The sequence below is a fragment of the Methylomonas sp. 11b genome (assembly GCF_000515215.1).
Classification (GTDB): Bacteria; Pseudomonadota; Gammaproteobacteria; order Methylococcales; family Methylomonadaceae; genus Methylomonas.
Genome location: NZ_KI911557.1, coordinates 2,200,175 through 2,216,087, shown reverse-complemented (window position 1 = coordinate 2,216,087; position 15,913 = coordinate 2,200,175). Strand labels below are relative to the sequence as shown.

Genomic DNA, 15,913 nt, shown 5'->3' with positions numbered 1-15,913 from the left:
AAGCCGCGATAAATCGCGGCTTTTTAAATTTGGAGCGGGAAACGAGACTCGAACTCGCGACCCCGACCTTGGCAAGGTCGTGCTCTACCAACTGAGCTATTCCCGCAGAAATATAGTAATGGAGGCTGCGACCGGAATCGAACCGGTATATACGGCTTTGCAGGCCGCTGCATAACCATTTTGCTACGCAGCCTTTATAAGGACAATAAAAAAAGCCGCGATTTGCCGCGGCTTTTTAAATTTGGAGCGGGAAACGAGACTCGAACTCGCGACCCCGACCTTGGCAAGGTCGTGCTCTACCAACTGAGCTATTCCCGCTTGGCTTACTATCCTGCGTATTATAAAAAGATATTTTTTTGTGTCAACAGTTATTGCAGGTTTATTGCCGAAGTCCAGGCTTTTCGGCCTTGGCATTCGCCGGATTCAGTGATCTCTACTTCAGCCCACAGAACATTTTTATCGGTAGTATCTGCCTGAGCTTGGATCAGTTTGACAGGAGTATTAAGCGGCATGTGTTTGCACGCGCCGTCACGATCATTTTCTTCGGTATCATCGTAAGCCGCCATGGAGCCGGGGACAGCGACTAATCTGACAGTTGCATTAGGATCGTAAGTATTGGGGCTTTTCAACACGTAGTTTTGTCCGGGGACCATGGCTTTCGCTTGGTGAACCGGCAATTTGGCATCAGACCCGCCGCCCATAAACACGGCTACCACGATCAATGCAACTGCGCCGACACCGCCAAAAAATACTTTAGGGTTGGATTCTTTCAGGGCCAGCAGGTTAGCGATAACATTGCCGGCCGCATCTTTCGCCGCGGCGGCGGAATCAGAGGCTGGAGCTGTTTCCGGTTGCCTAGGCTCTTCAGCTTGATTTTGGGCTTCGGTCTCGTTGTTGTTTTCGTCAAGGCTCATGCGATGTTTCCTCTTAAGCTAGTTATTATTATGGTTAAGTGGCTAAAGTTACCACGCCGTTCGAACATTTCAAGCATTCATTTTTTAGTTATTTAGTCGTATCTTAAGGGGAACTGTAGCAAAAATGAACAAGCTGGGATAAAAAAGCTGATAGGGCTGCTGGTTTGCTGTGTTTGGATGTTGTTTGGCTATGCGATTATCGAAGTCGGCGTTGTTAGTTTAAATCCAAATTTTTTGGTTGCGGTTGTTGTGGTGCTGGGGTCTACGTTGGCTTTGTTGGCGCGGGCGCGAGCTTTGTGCCCACGCGGGGTGTGTAGGTTTGTTTGGATGATGTTTCGCTTTCGCGAGCCTTGATTTAAGGCCGGTTCTCGCACCGGCGGGCGAGATACTTTCTTTTGCTCCGCCAAAAGAAAGTATCCAAAGAAAAGGCGGCCCGGAAGCCGCTTTTCCCCTGCGTTCCTCGCTTTTGATAGGGGTTGCCGAAAGGGGCTTCCTGTCCCTTCGGCAACGTGCGGCATCCATGCCGCACCCCTAGCGGGCGATTCCTATCAAAAGCTCCGGTACTCGGCGCGGCATATGGGACAGAACCGCCCCCAAATTCATCGCTCGCTTTGGGTTTCCGCTATTGCTCCAACCAGTCTGTAGGGTGCACTAAGAACTAAAGGTCATTTAGTGGGAATACGGACGCAATATCGTTGTATATATCCTCTAATTGCCCCGCCTCTAAACCAAGAGATGCATAAAGTTTAAAATCAGCAGATTGCTCCGTCATTTCAATTTTCAAAGTGACGTGACCAAGGGATGTGGTCGCCGCAGAGAGATAGAGTTCGCCGTCGAGTGCGGACCATACCTTCTCACCTTTCCATCCTTTCCATGATTCAGCCATTTCTCGGAATAGGAGACTAGGTGGGCCCGAAAAATATGTTGTTGATTGAACTTCTCCAATGAACGGCGCGCCAGAAATCGAAGCAACAAAATCAATTGCATCGCTTGTGCTTCCCAACAGCCGAAAGCTCAATGTAGTGGAGTTATCGCATGATTTAATTGAAACAGAGTTCATATTAATCGCGACGCTCTGAGTTAACCGGCTGGCCCGGCTTTATCGCGTAACCTCCTGCTAGCTCTAGTTCCGGTTAATCGTTGGGTTAGGCGTGCAAAGCCCCATGCTATAATCCAAAAAACAATGGTGGCAAATATACTTGTAATTACCCAGCCAACTGTAGTTGGGGTAGGAAAAATGCCATCATCTATAAACATAGGCGCGCCAAATATTTGCAGCAAAAATGCAGGAATGAAAAACAAGCCCATTGTGTAAAATAAAAAGCTTGTAATGAGCGGGCCTGGGCCGATGACAAATAACCACAAGCTAGCATAACCGCTAACAAGCAAACAAAACCAAGTTAATGTTCTAAGTGAAAACATCGTTTCAAATTGCCTAACTAGTAATTTAGGATTTCTGTGTGCCTATTCCAGGCAGGTAATACAAGGTTTTAATCCTAACAGAATTGCAGAGCAGATTTGAATCCTTCGTCCCGATTCAGGAGAAAGAATACTGTTTATGCTTAGCTTCTAAGGTCTGTTTGATAAAGCCGGTTTTGGCTAAAGCGTCACCGAAATGCATTGAAATTCCTTCTTTGCGCCATCGTCAGTTAGCAATTCGACACGATCATTCTGGCTCGGAAAAAAGAACGCTGCTTCGATATTCAAATCTCCCAGATCGATATGCTCCAGCCGCTCCAGCTCTCCTGAAGCACTATCCCATAAATACAACCAATGTTTCTCCAGCCGCTTTTCGTTAGCATGGAAAGGTCCGGCGACGATTAGGTATAGGTGGTCTTGGTGCCAGGCGATGTCGCGGATGCCTAAGCCGTCTAAATCCAATTCTATTGGCTCGGCGAATTGCGCGGCTTGGCCTTGTAGCAGTGCCAATGGATTGAGTAAGTGTACCAGGATGGCTTTGCCGTTTTTTAGGTAGCCGTTTTCGGTGTTGCCGCCGGCTAGCGGGTTTCTAAAGCCGATTAATAAGCCGTGCTCAGGGGTGGCCGCCAAGCCTTCGATACTCAAGCCGCCCGTGTCTTTGGGTGGTATACGTTCGGCTTGTTCCCAGTCATAGCGGGCAAAGCGTTTGTCCTGCTTTAGGTCTGCGATTAATTGTGTGTAAATCGACCCATAACGCTGGGCGCTGAATTTGCCCGGTTCGATTTCGGTTAGATGGATGCCGAATAAGCGCCGCCTAGCCGGCCGTTCGTCGCCTTCGCTGTTGGTGCTGTGCGAGCCTATCCAGAAATAGACCTCGCCAATGCGCGCGCCGCCTTCCAGATCGATTTCCTGATGCTTGCCGTCTTTGATTTCGCCATCGAAAACTTCTGACAGGGCAATTGCCGGCTTTAGGGCTTTTTCTGCGTGTTTGTCGAATACGCTGAGTTCGTTGTCTTCGTCGTCCGCAACGATGAAGTAACGGTCATTTAGGGCAATGGCGCCGGATACATTCGATCGGCCTTTGTAGGTTTTTATATCCATATCGGAATCGCTGGCGAAATTTTGATTTCAAGAAAGGTGGCCAGTCGGCGATGCCTGAATTAATCCGGCCCTAATATTGTCGCTCCCGCGCAGGCGGGAGCCCCGGTGCCACAATGGATTCCCGCTTTCGCGGGAATTATGAAGGGTTGCTGATCTGCGCTCAAGTAAGCTCAGGGTTACTCGTCCGGGCTGCCGATAAAGCGATAAACCAACGCGCCTAAAACCGCGCCAATAATCGGTGCCAGCCAGAATAGCCAGAGTTGCGCCAAGGCCCAGTCGCCGACGTAAACCGCCACACCCAGGCTGCGCGCTGGATTGACTGAAGTGTTGGTGACCGGAATGCTGATCAGGTGAATCAACGTTAAACCAAGGCCAATGGCGATAGGTGCCAGGCCTGCCGGAGCGCGGGCGTCGGTGGCACCAAGGATGATCAGTAAAAACATCATGGTCATCACCACTTCGGTAATCAGCGCGGATAACAAGGAGTAGCCGCCTGGCGAATGTTCGCCGTAACCGTTGGAGGCAAATCCCGCCGCCACATCAAAGCCGGCCTTGCCGCTGGCGATTAAATACAACACGCCGCCGGCGGCAATCGCACCGATCACCTGTGAGACGATATAAGGCAACAATTGATTGGCTGGAAATCGGCCGCCCATCCAAAGGCCGACCGACACCGCCGGATTGAGGTGGCAACCGGAGATATGACCGATGGCGTAAGCCATGGTCAGCACCGTCAAACCGAACGCCAGTGAAACGCCGAGTAAGCCAATGCCCACATTCGGAAACGCCGCCGCCAATACCGCACTTCCGCAGCCACCAAGAACTAACCAAAATGTCCCAAAGGACTCGGCAACATATTTTTTCATATGACTCTCCTGTGTGTTGTTATTGTTGTGCCTGTCATCGATCACTTGTTTTTTGTTTAATAATCAATCGGCTAGCGCACTGTATTCTGTGTCTTTGTGTGATGTCAATCACAAAAAACGGCTAGATTCTTGCTTGGTGCTTGCTATTTTTGGCTAGCGACTCGGTTGCGTGGAAGACAGTGGGTTTTGTGGCGTCAAAAATTACCGAAGAATTAGTCCGGGCAAATCTGTTCTGTATGGCTAATTTCCCTATTCGATGTGAAAATTAGGGTTTATCACCTTGCCTGTCATTCTTGCCGGTTTATCCATGCCCGATATTTCCCAACACGGCCACAGTACCAATTTGATCGGCATGGCGACCGCTTGTATGGCCAGTCATCTATTCAATGATTATCCCAAGCCCTTACATATCGCCGGTACCCGGGAGTCGGCACCCGGACTGTTCGAACAGTTGGCCGGCCAAGCCACGTTGGCCGAGTGCGGGCGGATCTTTCAAGATTATATGTGCGTGGTATTCGGTTTCGAAACCGAGCAGCGCTTGCGCGACGATGCCGAGGGCCGGCGCCGGTATCGCAACAGTTATCTGCGCCTGATTCAGGATTGGGGGCTGGATTCCAATAATGCGCAGGGCGCGGTGTTGAAGGGTTGGGTGGAGAGTCGCTTCGGTTTGTTTCCCAGCTACCATAAGCAGCAGATCAGCAGTTTTATGAGCAAGGACTGGATTGTCTACATTGAAGAAAAGATGAACAGCCGCTATCACAACAATTGCATCTATATGCAGTTGGATTTGCTCTACGAGTTTTGCCAATGGGTGATAGAGCGTTTTCAGGTGCCGGCTGCAACCCATAAAACTCTGTATCGCGGCGTCAATGCCCTGGACGATTGGGTCGTTACCGAGCAAGACAAACAGCATAAAATCGTCCGCCTCAACAGTATTGTGTCGTTTACCGACCGCCCTAATATCGCCAGCGAATTTGGCGGGTATATATTAGAAGTGGAGGTGCCGATGGTGAAACTGGTGTTTTTTAGCGACCTGCTGCCGCATCACGCTTTGCGTGGGGAGGGCGAATACTTAGTGATTGGTGGCGATTATCGAGTAAAGGTGCAGCGATGAACGAGCAGTTAATGAATCGGGCTTTGGGGGCTTACTTGGGCTTTGCTTGCGGCGATGCATTGGGCGCGACGGTGGAATTCATGTCGCCGAAGCAAATCCAGAAACGTTACGGCGTGCATACCGAAATGATAGGTGGCGGCTGGCTCGGCTTGGAGCCTGGGCAAGTCACCGACGATACGCAAATGTCCTTGGCCTTGGGGGAAGCCATCATCGATCAGCAAGGCTGGAATTTGCGGGCGGTAGCCGACAATTTTTTGGCTTGGCTGGCAAGTGATCCGCCGGATGTCGGCAACACTTGCCGTCGCGGCATCCTGCGATATCGCGACAAAGGTTTATTGGTGGGCTTGCCGCGAGAAGATGATGCCGGCAACGGTGCCTGCATGCGCAATTTGCCGGTGGTGCTGGCAACTTTGGACCGGCCGGACGATTTCGAAGTTTGGAGCCTGGAGCAGAGTCACATCACCCATCACAACTCGTTGTCCGATGCCGCGACCCTGGCATTGGGGCGAATGACCAATCGATTGATTCACGGGCAAGGCCTTGAGGCCTGTTTGTTGGAAGCCGAACACTTGATCAATCAGCACAGCGAATTTGCCTACAATCCGTATCCGGGCAAAGCCTCGGGCTACATCGTCGATACCGTACAGACGGTGCTGCATCATTTTTTCAACACCGACAGCTTCGAATCTTGCCTGATCGCCACAGTCAATCAAGGCGGCGATGCCGATACCACCGGCGCCTTGGCGGGGATGTTGGCGGGTGCGAAGTATGGATTGGAGCGGATTCCTGAGCAGTGGTTGGAACGGTTGGATGGTGAGTTAGCAGAGCAAATACGTCAGCAAGTGACGGCACTTTTGCAAATGACTAACTGAGCAAATCCCCGGATACACTTTTCGGCTTGGTTTGTCTCAGGCGGCCACCCCAAATATAGCCCCAACTCCAGCGGTCAAGCCCATGGCCAACGCGCCCCAAAAGCTGACGCGCAATCCAGCAATCAACATTGAAGCGCCGCCAACGCGGGCGGATAGGGCGCCTAGCGATACCAACAGCAGCAAGGAGCCGCCGGCTACGGCCCAAATCAATACGGGTGCCGGCGTCCACAACACCAGCAATAAAGGCAATATTGCCCCAACGGAAAAACTGCCAGCCGATGAAAATGCTGCCAACACCGGGCGGGCGGTGGAGGTGTCGGTAATGCCAAGTTCGTCGCGGCTATGCGCGCCAAGCGCGTCGTGTGCCATCAGCTGGCGGGCAACTTCGGCGGCCAGCGCTTCGTCCAGGCCGCGTTCTACATAGATTGCGGTCATTTCCTCATGCTCGTGTTCCGGATAGGCGGCGAGTTCCCGGCGTTCGCGCTCCAGGTCGGCGTGTTCGGTGTCTGCTTGCGAGCACACCGAGACGTATTCGCCGGCGGCCATGGACATCGCGCCGGCTACCAGGCCGGCAATGCCGGCGATCAAGATATGTTTGGCATCCACGCCGGCTGCCGCGACGCCCAAAATCAGGCTGGCAGTGGACACTATGCCGTCGTTGGCGCCCAGCACGGCCGCCCGTAGCCAGCCAATGCGGTGATTTTTATGTCTTTCGATATGCATGCGGCTTCTCGTTGCCCAAGTAAGTGAGGATATGCTTGGATAGTAACCTGATTTTCCGGTCTAGGCCGAGTATTGTTGTCGGCTGTGAATGGGCTAGTTTGGTGCGTTACTTTCTGATTTATCGCAATCGGCCTAGAATAGCCGGTCAATATCTACTGTCATTGGCCATCGATGAAAGACCAGTCGTTTACTTTCGAACAAATTCATATCGAAGTCGCCCGCAACGCGTCCGACGATTTCAACCTGTTTCATGACAAGCATAAATGGTTGCAGGTCACGCATAATCCGTTTAAAGGCCCGATTGTGTTGGGCTTTCAGTTGAATACCCTGATCGAATATCAGATGCGCTTATACCGGGAAGCGCATCACGAAGACCAGATTATCGCCGACAATCAGCTGCGTTTTAGTAATTATCAGATCATCTTCGTCAATGCCTTGCGGCCGCGGCAGGCAATGACGCTGGATATCAAAAAGACGCTCATCGCGACGATACCGGAACTCACTTTAACCAATCGGATTGCGATCAAGTCGCAAGGTAAAACCATCTTGCTCGGGTATAAAAAAGAAACGAAACAGCCTTTGTTTTTAGCGGATACCGATTTAAGCGGTCTGCCGGATTTAAATGCGCTACCCGATAAAACCGTTGTGCCCGGCACCGAGTTTTTTTTGAAGCGTAAGTGGATGAATAACGGCAATGTGAAGAACTTTCTGTCGGGTTCGTTTGCGGAGCAGTCCGACTATTTCGATGAGTTGTTGCAAGTGGCACAGTATCCGGAAGTGTTTCCTTGCAGTTTGACTTCCGGCGCTTTGCTGGAGAAAGCGCAACTGGAAAACCACGATTTCAAGCGCAATCCGATGGTGTATACCTCGCACGACATATCGGTCGATCGCGTGCATTTGGCTAAGCTAAAAAACAACGACAAGCTGCATATTCTGGTTAAGCAATTGCCGGAGTCTCCGGATAAAACCCTGAATCACACCAGCATCATGTTGCGCACCTACGAATGTTTCGGGGTGTTGGAGAACAAGGCGGTTTTGTTTCGTATCAAACTGAATTTGGTGCCGTTGGAAGAAATTATTAAAAATTTGAGCGGGAAGACATAGCCTCAGGCCGCGAATCGCCTAGTCGCGGGCGAATGTTGTGAATTTTTTGGAACATAAAGTATAATCCGCGCTGTCGTTAGGCAAGGCCAGTGACGAGATTGCAAATTCAATTAATACAACACTAAAGATAAGGTAAGTGCTCGCAGTCAGGCATTTGCATTGTTCGAGGAAAAAAATATGAGTAATATCGAAGAACGAGTAAAAAAGATTGTCGCAGAACAATTAGGCGTAAAAGAAGAAATCGCGAACGATGCGTCTTTTGTTGACGATCTTGGTGCTGATTCTTTAGACACAGTTGAACTCGTCATGGCTCTGGAAGAAGAATTCGAATGCGAAATTCCAGACGAAGAAGCTGAAAAAATCACCACAGTCCAATTGGCTATCGATTATATCAACGCCAATCTGCAGTAAGTTGTTTCCAAAAGTTAGTGGGTGGTTTCCATCCACTAGCCGGTTTATCCCCCTTCTCTGGTTGTCTTCTTTTTTTACCGGTAGTTTACTGTGAGCACACGTCGAGTTGTTATAACGGGCTTAGGCGCCATTACGCCGTTAGCCAATAATGTTGCCGATACCTGGGATGGCATTGTCAACGGGAAGAGCGGCATTAGTCCGATCGATTCATTTGACATATCCCCTTTTGCAACGACGTTCGGCGGTGTCATCAGAAATTTTAATATCGGCGATTATATAGCCGATAAGGATGCCAAACGCATGGACGGCTTCGTGCATTACGGCATTGCTGCCGGTTGCCAGGCGATTGAGGATTCCGGTTTTGAAGTCACCGAAGAAAATGCCGAGCGCATCGGCGTAGCCATCGGCGCCGGTATTGGCGGTATCACCGGTATTGAAGAATGCTATGCCACCTACGTGGCGGGTGGTCCCAGACGGATTTCGCCTTTTTTTGTGCCGGGCAATATCATCAATATGATCTCCGGCAATCTGTCGATCAAATACGGTTTGAAAGGCCCTAACTTTGCCATCGTCACCGCTTGTTCGACCGGTACGCATAATATCGGCGACGCGGCGAGATTGATCAAATACGGCGACGCCGATGTGATGGTCGCCGGTGGCGCGGAACGCTGCACGACCTCGCCGACCGCGATGGGCGGATTTGCCTCGGCAAAAGCCTTGTCGCGTCGTAACGATAGTCCGACCACCGCCAGTCGGCCTTGGGATCGAGACCGTGACGGCTTCGTACTCAGTGACGGTGCCGGGGTCGTGGTGTTGGAAGAACTGGAACACGCCAAAGCGCGTGGGGCGAAAATTTATGCGGAACTGGTCGGTTACGGCATGAGCGGCGATGCTTACCACATCACCTCGCCATCCGAAGGCGGCGAAGGTGCGGCACGCTGCATGCGCAATGCGATGCGTGACGCTAAAGTGAATCCGCAAGACGTGCAATATATCAACGCGCACGGTACCTCGACACCGGCCGGCGATATTGGCGAAACGCATGCGATGAAATTAGCGCTGGGCGACTCGGCTTATAAAGTGGCTGTCAGCTCCACCAAATCGATGATTGGTCATTTGCTGGGCGCGGCAGGTGGTATCGAAGCGGTATTGACCGCCTTGGCTATTCAGCATCAAATTGCACCGCCCACCATCAATTTGGAAAATCCCGATCCCGAGTGCGATCTGGATTACGTTCCGAATACAGCCAGAAACATGAGCATCGATGTCGCCATTTCCAACTCGTTTGGATTCGGCGGTACCAATGGTTCGCTGGTTTTCAAACGTTACCAATAAGCGCTTCCGCTTCCGCAGTGTCTGGCTATGTTTTTATTAAACGGCGAGCACAGACACTGTGTCGATGTTTCTGATCGAGGTTTTCAATACGGTGACGGTCTGTTCGAGACCATCGAAGTATTGCAGGGCAAGCCGCTGTTTTTTGATCGTCATCTAAAACGCTTAGCCGAAGGTTGTCGCCGGCTGCTAATTCCGATGCCGGATACTGCCTTGCTCGACGTTGAAGCGCGGCAATTGAGTCAGTCCAGCGAGAGAGCCGTGTTGAAGTTGATGGTGACGCGCGGCAGCGGCGGTCGCGGTTACCGGCAGCCGGATCACATTATCCCTACCAGACTATTCGGTCTGCATCCTTATCCCGATTACCCCCATCAGTTCCAAACAGACGGCATAGCCGCGCGTTTTTGCGGCCAGCGTTTGTCTTTGAACCCGAGCTTGGCCGGCATCAAGCACATGAATCGACTCGAGCAGATTTTAGCCAGAGCGGAATGGCAAGATGATTCAATTCAAGAGGGTTTGATGTTGGATACTCAAGACCGTGTGGTGGAAGGCACGATGACTAATCTATTCATCGTCAAGTCCGGCAGTTTATACACGCCGCCGTTAGGGCAATGCGGAGTTGCGGGTATTGTGCGGCAATTGATTATGGAGTTCGCGCAGCGGATCAAACTACCGTTATTTGAGCAAGCAATTGATCAAGCTGCCGTTTTGCAAGCTGACGAATTATTTGTCAGTAACTCGGTAATCGGTATTTGGCCGATCAAACGGCTGGAAGGGCAAGTTTTTAAGGTCGGTGTCATCACTCGGCGTTTGCAAGATCTGCTCAGCACAGCCCGCATGGCGGAGGTATAGCAGTGTTCAGAAGCATCATCGCATTTACGTTATTAATGGTATTGGGCTTGGTGTCGATTTGGGCCGGTATGCACTATCAACTGATTCTCAAAAAGCCGGTAGTAATGACCGAGACCGTGATTGAAATTAAAAAAGGCGATACGCTGGAATCGGTGGTGAAAAATCTGCGTGCGCAGCAGGTGACGGTAAATCGCTTATGGTTTCGTTTATTTGCCTATCGGAAAAATCTCGACCATTTGTTGAAGGTGGGTGAGTATGTGTTGGCTAAAGGTTCTACCGCCGCTGACATTCTGCAACAATTGACCGACGGTAAAACCAGGAAGTATTCGATTACGTTTCCGGAAGGATGGTCCTTCAAGCAAGTGTTTAACACAATCAAGAACAACCCCAATCTGCAACACACACTGACCGATAACCAACTGGAAGACTTGATGGCGCAAATCGGCTCGGATAAGAATCATCCGGAGGGCTTGTTTTTTCCCGATACCTATTTCTTTGAAAAAAACACCTCCGATGTCGATTTACTGAAGCGCGCACACGATCGAATGCAAGCGGTATTGAACGAAGAATGGCAGAAGCGCGACGATGGCGTGCCGTTGGAAAATCCGTACGAGGCTTTGATTTTGGCATCTATCGTCGAAAAGGAGACCGGCGCCGGCGAAGAGCGGAGAAAAATCGCCGGGGTATTTGCTCGGCGCTTGAAGAAAGGCATGTTGTTGCAAACCGACCCGACTGTCATCTACGGCATGGGCGATGACTACCACGGTGATATCCGGCATAAGGATTTGCGCGAACATACACCCTACAACACCTACGTCATCGAAGGACTGCCGCCTACACCGATTGCGATGCCTGGTAAGCAAGCCATCGTTGCTGCTTTACATCCCGATAATAGCGATGCCTTGTTTTTTGTCGCCCGCGGCAATGGCCGCCATGCCTTTTCTTCGACCTTGGCGGAACACGAAAAATACGTCGATCAATATCAACGATGACACGCGGACGATTTATCACGCTGGAAGGTGGCGAAGGCGTCGGCAAGTCCACCAATCTGCAATTTATCAAGCAACTGTTGGAAGAACGGGGTATTCCCTTCGTGCTGACGCGTGAGCCGGGCGGCACCGGCATTGCCGAAAAGATTCGTGGGATTTTGTTGGAACGGCAAGCGGAAAGTTTGACCGAGCAGGCCGAGTTGTTGCTGGTATTCGCGGCCCGCGCCCAACATATTCAACAGGTGATTTTGCCAGCTTTGCAGCAAGGGCAGTGGGTGGTGTGTGACCGTTTTACTGATGCCACCTATGCCTACCAAGGTGGTGGCCGGAATATGGATCTGCAAACCATCGCTTGGTTGGAAAAAGCCGTACAAGGTACCCTGAGGCCGGATTTGACATTTGTGTTCGACGCGCCGATAGAAGTCGGTATGCTGCGCGCCAAGCACAGAGGCGAGTTGGACCGCTTCGAAACCGAACAGTTGGCGTTTTTCGACCGGGTCCGGCAAACGTATTTACAACGCGCCGCCACGGATTTGCAGCGCTATAAGATCATCGATGCCAGCTTACCGTTAAGCGAAGTGCAGCAGCAATTGCGCCGCGAGTTGGCGGGATTGTGGGGCATTAATGCCTAGCCGAATCGGGCTTTATCCCTGGCAACACGAGAACTGGCGGCAGTTGCACGGTTATATCGAACAGCAACGCATCCCGCAAGCCTTGCTGTTTTCCGGTGCGGTCGGGCAGGGCAAACAGCATTTGGCCGAGTATTATGCACGGACCTTGTTGTGTCACGCGCCGTTAGCCGATGCTAGCGCGTGCGGTCATTGTGTCGGTTGCAATTTATTCGATGCGCAAACTAATCCCGATTTTTTGATGATAGCGCCCGACGAACCCGGCAAAGCCATCGGTATCGATAAAATCAGGCAACTGATTGTGAAGCTGGCTTTGAAACCGCAGTACGATCATGCCTATAGAGTCGTGATCATTCAGCCGGCTGACGCATTGAACACAGCTTCGGCGAATGCGTTTTTGAAGTGTCTGGAAGAGCCGACCGAACGGACTTGTTTGTTGTTGATCAGCGAGCAACCGAGCCGATTGCCGGCGACAATCCGTAGCCGTTGCCAGAAAATCGATTGCGCAACGCCCGCGCGCGAACTGGCGATGCTATGGTTGCAGCAGCAGGGTGTCGGAGAACAAACCGAGTTGTTATTAAAACTGGCCCAAGGCTCGCCGCTGTTGGCTAAGCATTACGCCGAACAGAATATGATTCAGCTCAGGCAGCAGTATTTCGAGGCTTGGTTGCAGATTGCGCAAGGCAAGGAAAATTTGTTGACGGTAGCCGAGCTCTGGCAAAAGCAGGAAAAAATCGATTTGGCAGTGGTTTTGCTGTGGATGGCAAGCTGGGTCGCGGACATAGTCAAATACGCGTACCGGGCGGAATCGCCGGCGCTTGCCAATCCGGATCTGAAAAATGCCTTGCAAGCCCTTGCCGAGCGGCTAGAATTGAAACGCCTATATCGGTTTTACGATAATGTGCTTACCACCAAGTCGCAACTGAACACGCAACTTAATAAACAATTGATGGTCGAGCAGCTATTGATTAGTTGGTCGCAACTGAATAGACAATAAGCGTATGGCAGAATCAGCAGCACCCAGACAAGGTATCTTGTCCTTATCGATCAAGGATAAAAATGCGCTGTATGCGGCGTACATGCCGTTCGTGAAAAACGGCGGTTTGTTTATTCCGACCAAGCGCGAATACGAGATGGGTGAGGAAGTGTTCATGTTGCTGAACTTAATGGACGAAACCGAGCGCTTGCCGATTGCCGGCAAAATTATCTGGAAGACCCCGGCGGGTGCCGAGGGCTACCGTGCAGCCGGCATTGGCGTGCAATTTAGTGATCAGGATGGCGGTGCGGCGCGTAACAAAATTGAAACCTATTTGGCTGGCGCATTAGAATCTGATCGTTCCACGCATACCATGTAAACTGTTTGGCGGGCGGGCTTTGCCGCTGTCTTTACTTTCCTAAACTCATGTTTATCGACTCACACTGTCATCTCGACCGTATCGATTTAGCGCCCTACGCTAATGATTTCAATACCTTTGTGCAAGCGGCTCGCGCGGCCAAGGTCCGGCATATGCTGTGTATTGCCATCGATATGGAAGCCTATCCGGCCATGCTGGAGCAAGTCATGCCGTATTCGGATATCTCCTTGTCGGTGGGCGTGCATCCTAATGTTCATGATGGGCGTGAGCCCACGCTAGATGATTTGCTACAGTTGGCCGATAACGAAAAAGTGATCGCCATTGGTGAGACGGGACTGGACTATTTTCGTAGCGAAGGCGATCTGGAATGGCAGTTTGAACGGTTTCGCACCCATATTGCCGCAGCCAAGACACTCAACAAGCCTTTAATTATCCATACCCGCGAAGCTGGCCACGATTCCTTGGATGTGCTGCGGGAAGAAGGCGCGGATCAGGTTGGGGGCATCATTCACTGCTTTACCGAGGATTGGGCGTATGCGGAAAAAGCTTTGGATTTGAATTTCTATATCTCTTTTTCAGGCATCGTGACCTTCAAGAACGCGGAAGCCATCAAGGATGTGGCGCGTAAAATACCAGCCGACCGTTTTCTGATTGAAACCGACTCGCCGTATCTCGCGCCGGTGCCGTATCGCGGTAAACCGAATTATCCGACCTATGTCCGCTATGTGGCGGAACATATTGCTGATTTGCGCGGGACCTCTGTCGAAGCTATTGCCGAGCAGTCAACCGAAAACTTTTATCGCCTATTTGCCGGATCTTCGGCGGATAAGCTACGTCAGGCCAGCTAAAAAAAACGGCCGGCCCCATGTGTGATGGAGCGGCCGTTTAGAGAGGTGGGGTATAACTCTCATTCCCCAAACGGGGCGCATACAAGAGTTGCTTGCAGTTTACTGAAGCGGCACAGTCCTGAAAATGTGGCATATTGCCGCGTGGCAAATTGTCGCTGGCCTGGTGGTTAACATAATTCCTTGAAATGCCGTCATTACATCAATCTGCCTTTTATGTCCTGGGTTATAGCAAAGTTATTTTTCTCGCAATATGGATCTGGAATTAGCTAGTCCGCTAGGAAATTTTCAACTCCAGCGCTTACCGTTTCGCAAAAACGAATTGTTGCGGGCGTGGGACGCCGCAGACGAATATCTGTTGAATCAATTGGCTGCCGCAGGCATTGCCGAGCATGCCAATATCGTCATCCTCAACGATAGCTTCGGCGCGTTGGCGGTTTCACTAAGCGCTTATCGACCAACCGCCGTTTCCGATTCCTGGCTTTCGCAGCAGGCGACGCGTATTAATCTGGCATTGAATGACATTGACCACGAGCGAGTGCGGTTGCTGGATAGCTTGTCGCTACCGGAAGCCGGCATTGATTACCTGCTGATTAAAATCCCCAAAACTCTGGCGTTGCTGGAATATCAGCTACACGCGCTCAAGCCTTTGTTAAAAGCCGATTGCCAACTGATAGCCGCCGGCATGGTGAAGAGTTTGCCGCCCACCGCATGGATATTGCTGGAACGTTTGATCGGGCCTACGCAACCTTCCTTGGCGGTAAAAAAAGCCCGACTGATTTTTGCCCGGTTGGATCCAAATCTGCAATTACCTGCAAACCCTTACCCGACGCGGTATCCATTGGAGAACAGCGATCTTACGTTTTGTAATCATGCCAATGTGTTTTCCCGCGATAGTCTGGATATAGGCACGCGTTTTTTATTAGAGCATCTACCGCAGAATTCCGAATATTACGATTTTATCGATTTGGGGTGCGGCAATGGGATTGTCGGCGTGATGTTGGCAAAACAAAACCCAAGCGCGCGAATTGGGTTTATCGATGAATCGTTTATGGCTATCGCCTCAGCCAGGGAAAATTTTGCGGCAGCTTTTGCCGATAGTCGGCAGGCCGATTTTTTAGTCGCCGATTGTTTAAGCGATTACCCGGAGAACAGTGCAGACTGCATAGTCTGTAATCCGCCGTTCCATCAACAGCACACCATAGGCGATCATATTGCCTGGCAGATGTTCCGGCAGGCGCATAAGGTCTTGCGTCAGGGCGGTGAGTTACGGGTAATCGGCAATCGCCATTTAAATTACCATCTGCCCTTGAAGAAGCTGTTCGGAAATTGCCGGCAGGTCGCAGCCAATGCTAAATTCGTGATTTTCAGCTGTATAAAGAGCTGA

At 51.1% G+C, this 15,913-nt stretch carries 18 protein-coding genes and 3 tRNA genes; 12 read left to right on the top strand and 9 right to left on the bottom strand.

What is annotated here, in order from left to right; translation table 11 throughout:
* Positions 1 to 30: 30 nt before the first annotated feature.
* The 8 genes from METH11B_RS0110695 to aqpZ all read right to left on the bottom strand — a co-directional run bounded on the left by METH11B_RS0110695 (position 31) and on the right by aqpZ (position 4,300).
* Positions 31 to 106, bottom strand: a tRNA-Gly gene (locus METH11B_RS0110695).
* Between the two features lie 13 nt (positions 107 to 119).
* Positions 120 to 193, bottom strand: a tRNA-Cys gene (locus METH11B_RS0110690).
* Positions 194 to 242: 49 nt separating this feature from the next.
* A tRNA-Gly gene (locus METH11B_RS0110685) sits at positions 243 to 318 on the bottom strand.
* 50 nt (positions 319 to 368) lie between these two features.
* The gene (locus METH11B_RS0110680) at positions 369 to 914 is read right to left on the bottom strand and encodes a hypothetical protein (RefSeq protein ID WP_026602032.1); all 546 of its coding nucleotides are present in this window, start codon (positions 912 to 914) and stop codon (positions 369 to 371) included.
* A gap of 658 nt (positions 915 to 1,572) precedes the next feature.
* On the bottom strand, positions 1,573 to 1,974 hold the full coding sequence (locus tag METH11B_RS29150; RefSeq protein WP_152428974.1) for a DUF6228 family protein: 402 nt from the start codon (positions 1,972 to 1,974) through the stop codon (positions 1,573 to 1,575).
* Positions 1,975 to 1,994: 20 nt separating this feature from the next.
* Positions 1,995 to 2,336 (bottom strand): hypothetical protein, encoded by a 342-nt coding sequence (locus tag METH11B_RS29145; RefSeq protein WP_155931110.1) that lies wholly within the window; start codon positions 2,334 to 2,336, stop codon positions 1,995 to 1,997.
* A 177-nt stretch (positions 2,337 to 2,513) separates the two neighbouring features.
* Positions 2,514 to 3,434, bottom strand: a complete 921-nt coding sequence (locus METH11B_RS0110670) for a DUF3616 domain-containing protein (protein ID WP_026602031.1) — start codon at positions 3,432 to 3,434, stop codon at positions 2,514 to 2,516.
* Between the two features lie 176 nt (positions 3,435 to 3,610).
* Positions 3,611 to 4,300 (bottom strand): aquaporin Z, encoded by a 690-nt coding sequence (gene aqpZ, locus METH11B_RS0110665; protein ID WP_026602030.1) that lies wholly within the window; start codon positions 4,298 to 4,300, stop codon positions 3,611 to 3,613.
* A 307-nt stretch (positions 4,301 to 4,607) separates the two neighbouring features.
* Here aqpZ and METH11B_RS0110660 point away from each other — a divergent pair, with 307 nt between their 5' ends.
* Positions 4,608 to 5,414, top strand: coding sequence for an NAD(+)--dinitrogen-reductase ADP-D-ribosyltransferase (locus tag METH11B_RS0110660; RefSeq protein WP_026602029.1), 807 nt, complete (start codon positions 4,608 to 4,610; stop codon positions 5,412 to 5,414).
* Positions 5,411 to 6,286: an ADP-ribosyl-[dinitrogen reductase] hydrolase gene (draG, locus tag METH11B_RS0110655; protein ID WP_026602028.1), complete on the top strand. Its 876-nt coding sequence runs from the start codon at positions 5,411 to 5,413 to the stop codon at positions 6,284 to 6,286. Before METH11B_RS0110660 ends, draG begins: the two co-directional genes overlap by 4 nt.
* A 36-nt stretch (positions 6,287 to 6,322) precedes the next feature.
* Here draG and METH11B_RS0110650 read toward each other — a convergent pair whose 3' ends face one another.
* The gene (locus METH11B_RS0110650; protein ID WP_026602027.1) at positions 6,323 to 7,009 is read right to left on the bottom strand and encodes a VIT1/CCC1 transporter family protein; all 687 of its coding nucleotides are present in this window, start codon (positions 7,007 to 7,009) and stop codon (positions 6,323 to 6,325) included.
* Positions 7,010 to 7,180: 171 nt separating this feature from the next.
* Here METH11B_RS0110650 and METH11B_RS0110645 point away from each other — a divergent pair, with 171 nt between their 5' ends.
* From METH11B_RS0110645 to METH11B_RS0110600, 10 genes are all read left to right on the top strand, one after another.
* Positions 7,181 to 8,113: a hypothetical protein gene (locus METH11B_RS0110645; protein ID WP_020484920.1), complete on the top strand. Its 933-nt coding sequence runs from the start codon at positions 7,181 to 7,183 to the stop codon at positions 8,111 to 8,113.
* A gap of 177 nt (positions 8,114 to 8,290) precedes the next feature.
* Positions 8,291 to 8,524 carry an acyl carrier protein gene (acpP, locus tag METH11B_RS0110640; protein WP_013820083.1) on the top strand — a complete coding sequence of 78 codons (234 nt, stop codon included), beginning with the start codon at positions 8,291 to 8,293 and terminating at the stop codon, positions 8,522 to 8,524.
* A gap of 90 nt (positions 8,525 to 8,614) precedes the next feature.
* The gene (gene fabF, locus METH11B_RS0110635; RefSeq protein ID WP_026602026.1) at positions 8,615 to 9,859 is read left to right on the top strand and encodes a beta-ketoacyl-ACP synthase II; all 1,245 of its coding nucleotides are present in this window, start codon (positions 8,615 to 8,617) and stop codon (positions 9,857 to 9,859) included.
* A 27-nt stretch (positions 9,860 to 9,886) separates the two neighbouring features.
* On the top strand, positions 9,887 to 10,708 hold the full coding sequence (gene pabC / locus METH11B_RS0110630) for an aminodeoxychorismate lyase (RefSeq protein ID WP_026602025.1): 822 nt from the start codon (positions 9,887 to 9,889) through the stop codon (positions 10,706 to 10,708).
* A gap of 2 nt (positions 10,709 to 10,710) precedes the next feature.
* Complete coding sequence (gene mltG / locus METH11B_RS0110625) at positions 10,711 to 11,700, top strand: endolytic transglycosylase MltG (RefSeq protein WP_026602024.1); 990 nt, start codon at positions 10,711 to 10,713, stop codon at positions 11,698 to 11,700.
* Entirely contained in the window at positions 11,697 to 12,329 is a 633-nt protein-coding gene (tmk, locus tag METH11B_RS0110620; protein WP_026602023.1) for a dTMP kinase, read from the top strand. The genes mltG and tmk overlap by 4 nt, the downstream gene beginning before the upstream one ends.
* Positions 12,322 to 13,323 (top strand): DNA polymerase III subunit delta', encoded by a 1,002-nt coding sequence (locus tag METH11B_RS0110615; protein ID WP_026602022.1) that lies wholly within the window; start codon positions 12,322 to 12,324, stop codon positions 13,321 to 13,323. The genes tmk and METH11B_RS0110615 overlap by 8 nt, the downstream gene beginning before the upstream one ends.
* Positions 13,324 to 13,327: 4 nt before the next feature.
* Positions 13,328 to 13,681: a PilZ domain-containing protein gene (locus METH11B_RS0110610; RefSeq protein WP_020484926.1), complete on the top strand. Its 354-nt coding sequence runs from the start codon at positions 13,328 to 13,330 to the stop codon at positions 13,679 to 13,681.
* 47 nt (positions 13,682 to 13,728) lie between these two features.
* Positions 13,729 to 14,529, top strand: a complete 801-nt coding sequence (locus METH11B_RS0110605) for a TatD family hydrolase (RefSeq protein WP_026602021.1) — start codon at positions 13,729 to 13,731, stop codon at positions 14,527 to 14,529.
* 250 nt (positions 14,530 to 14,779) lie between these two features.
* On the top strand, positions 14,780 to 15,913 hold the full coding sequence (locus METH11B_RS0110600; protein ID WP_026602020.1) for a methyltransferase: 1,134 nt from the start codon (positions 14,780 to 14,782) through the stop codon (positions 15,911 to 15,913).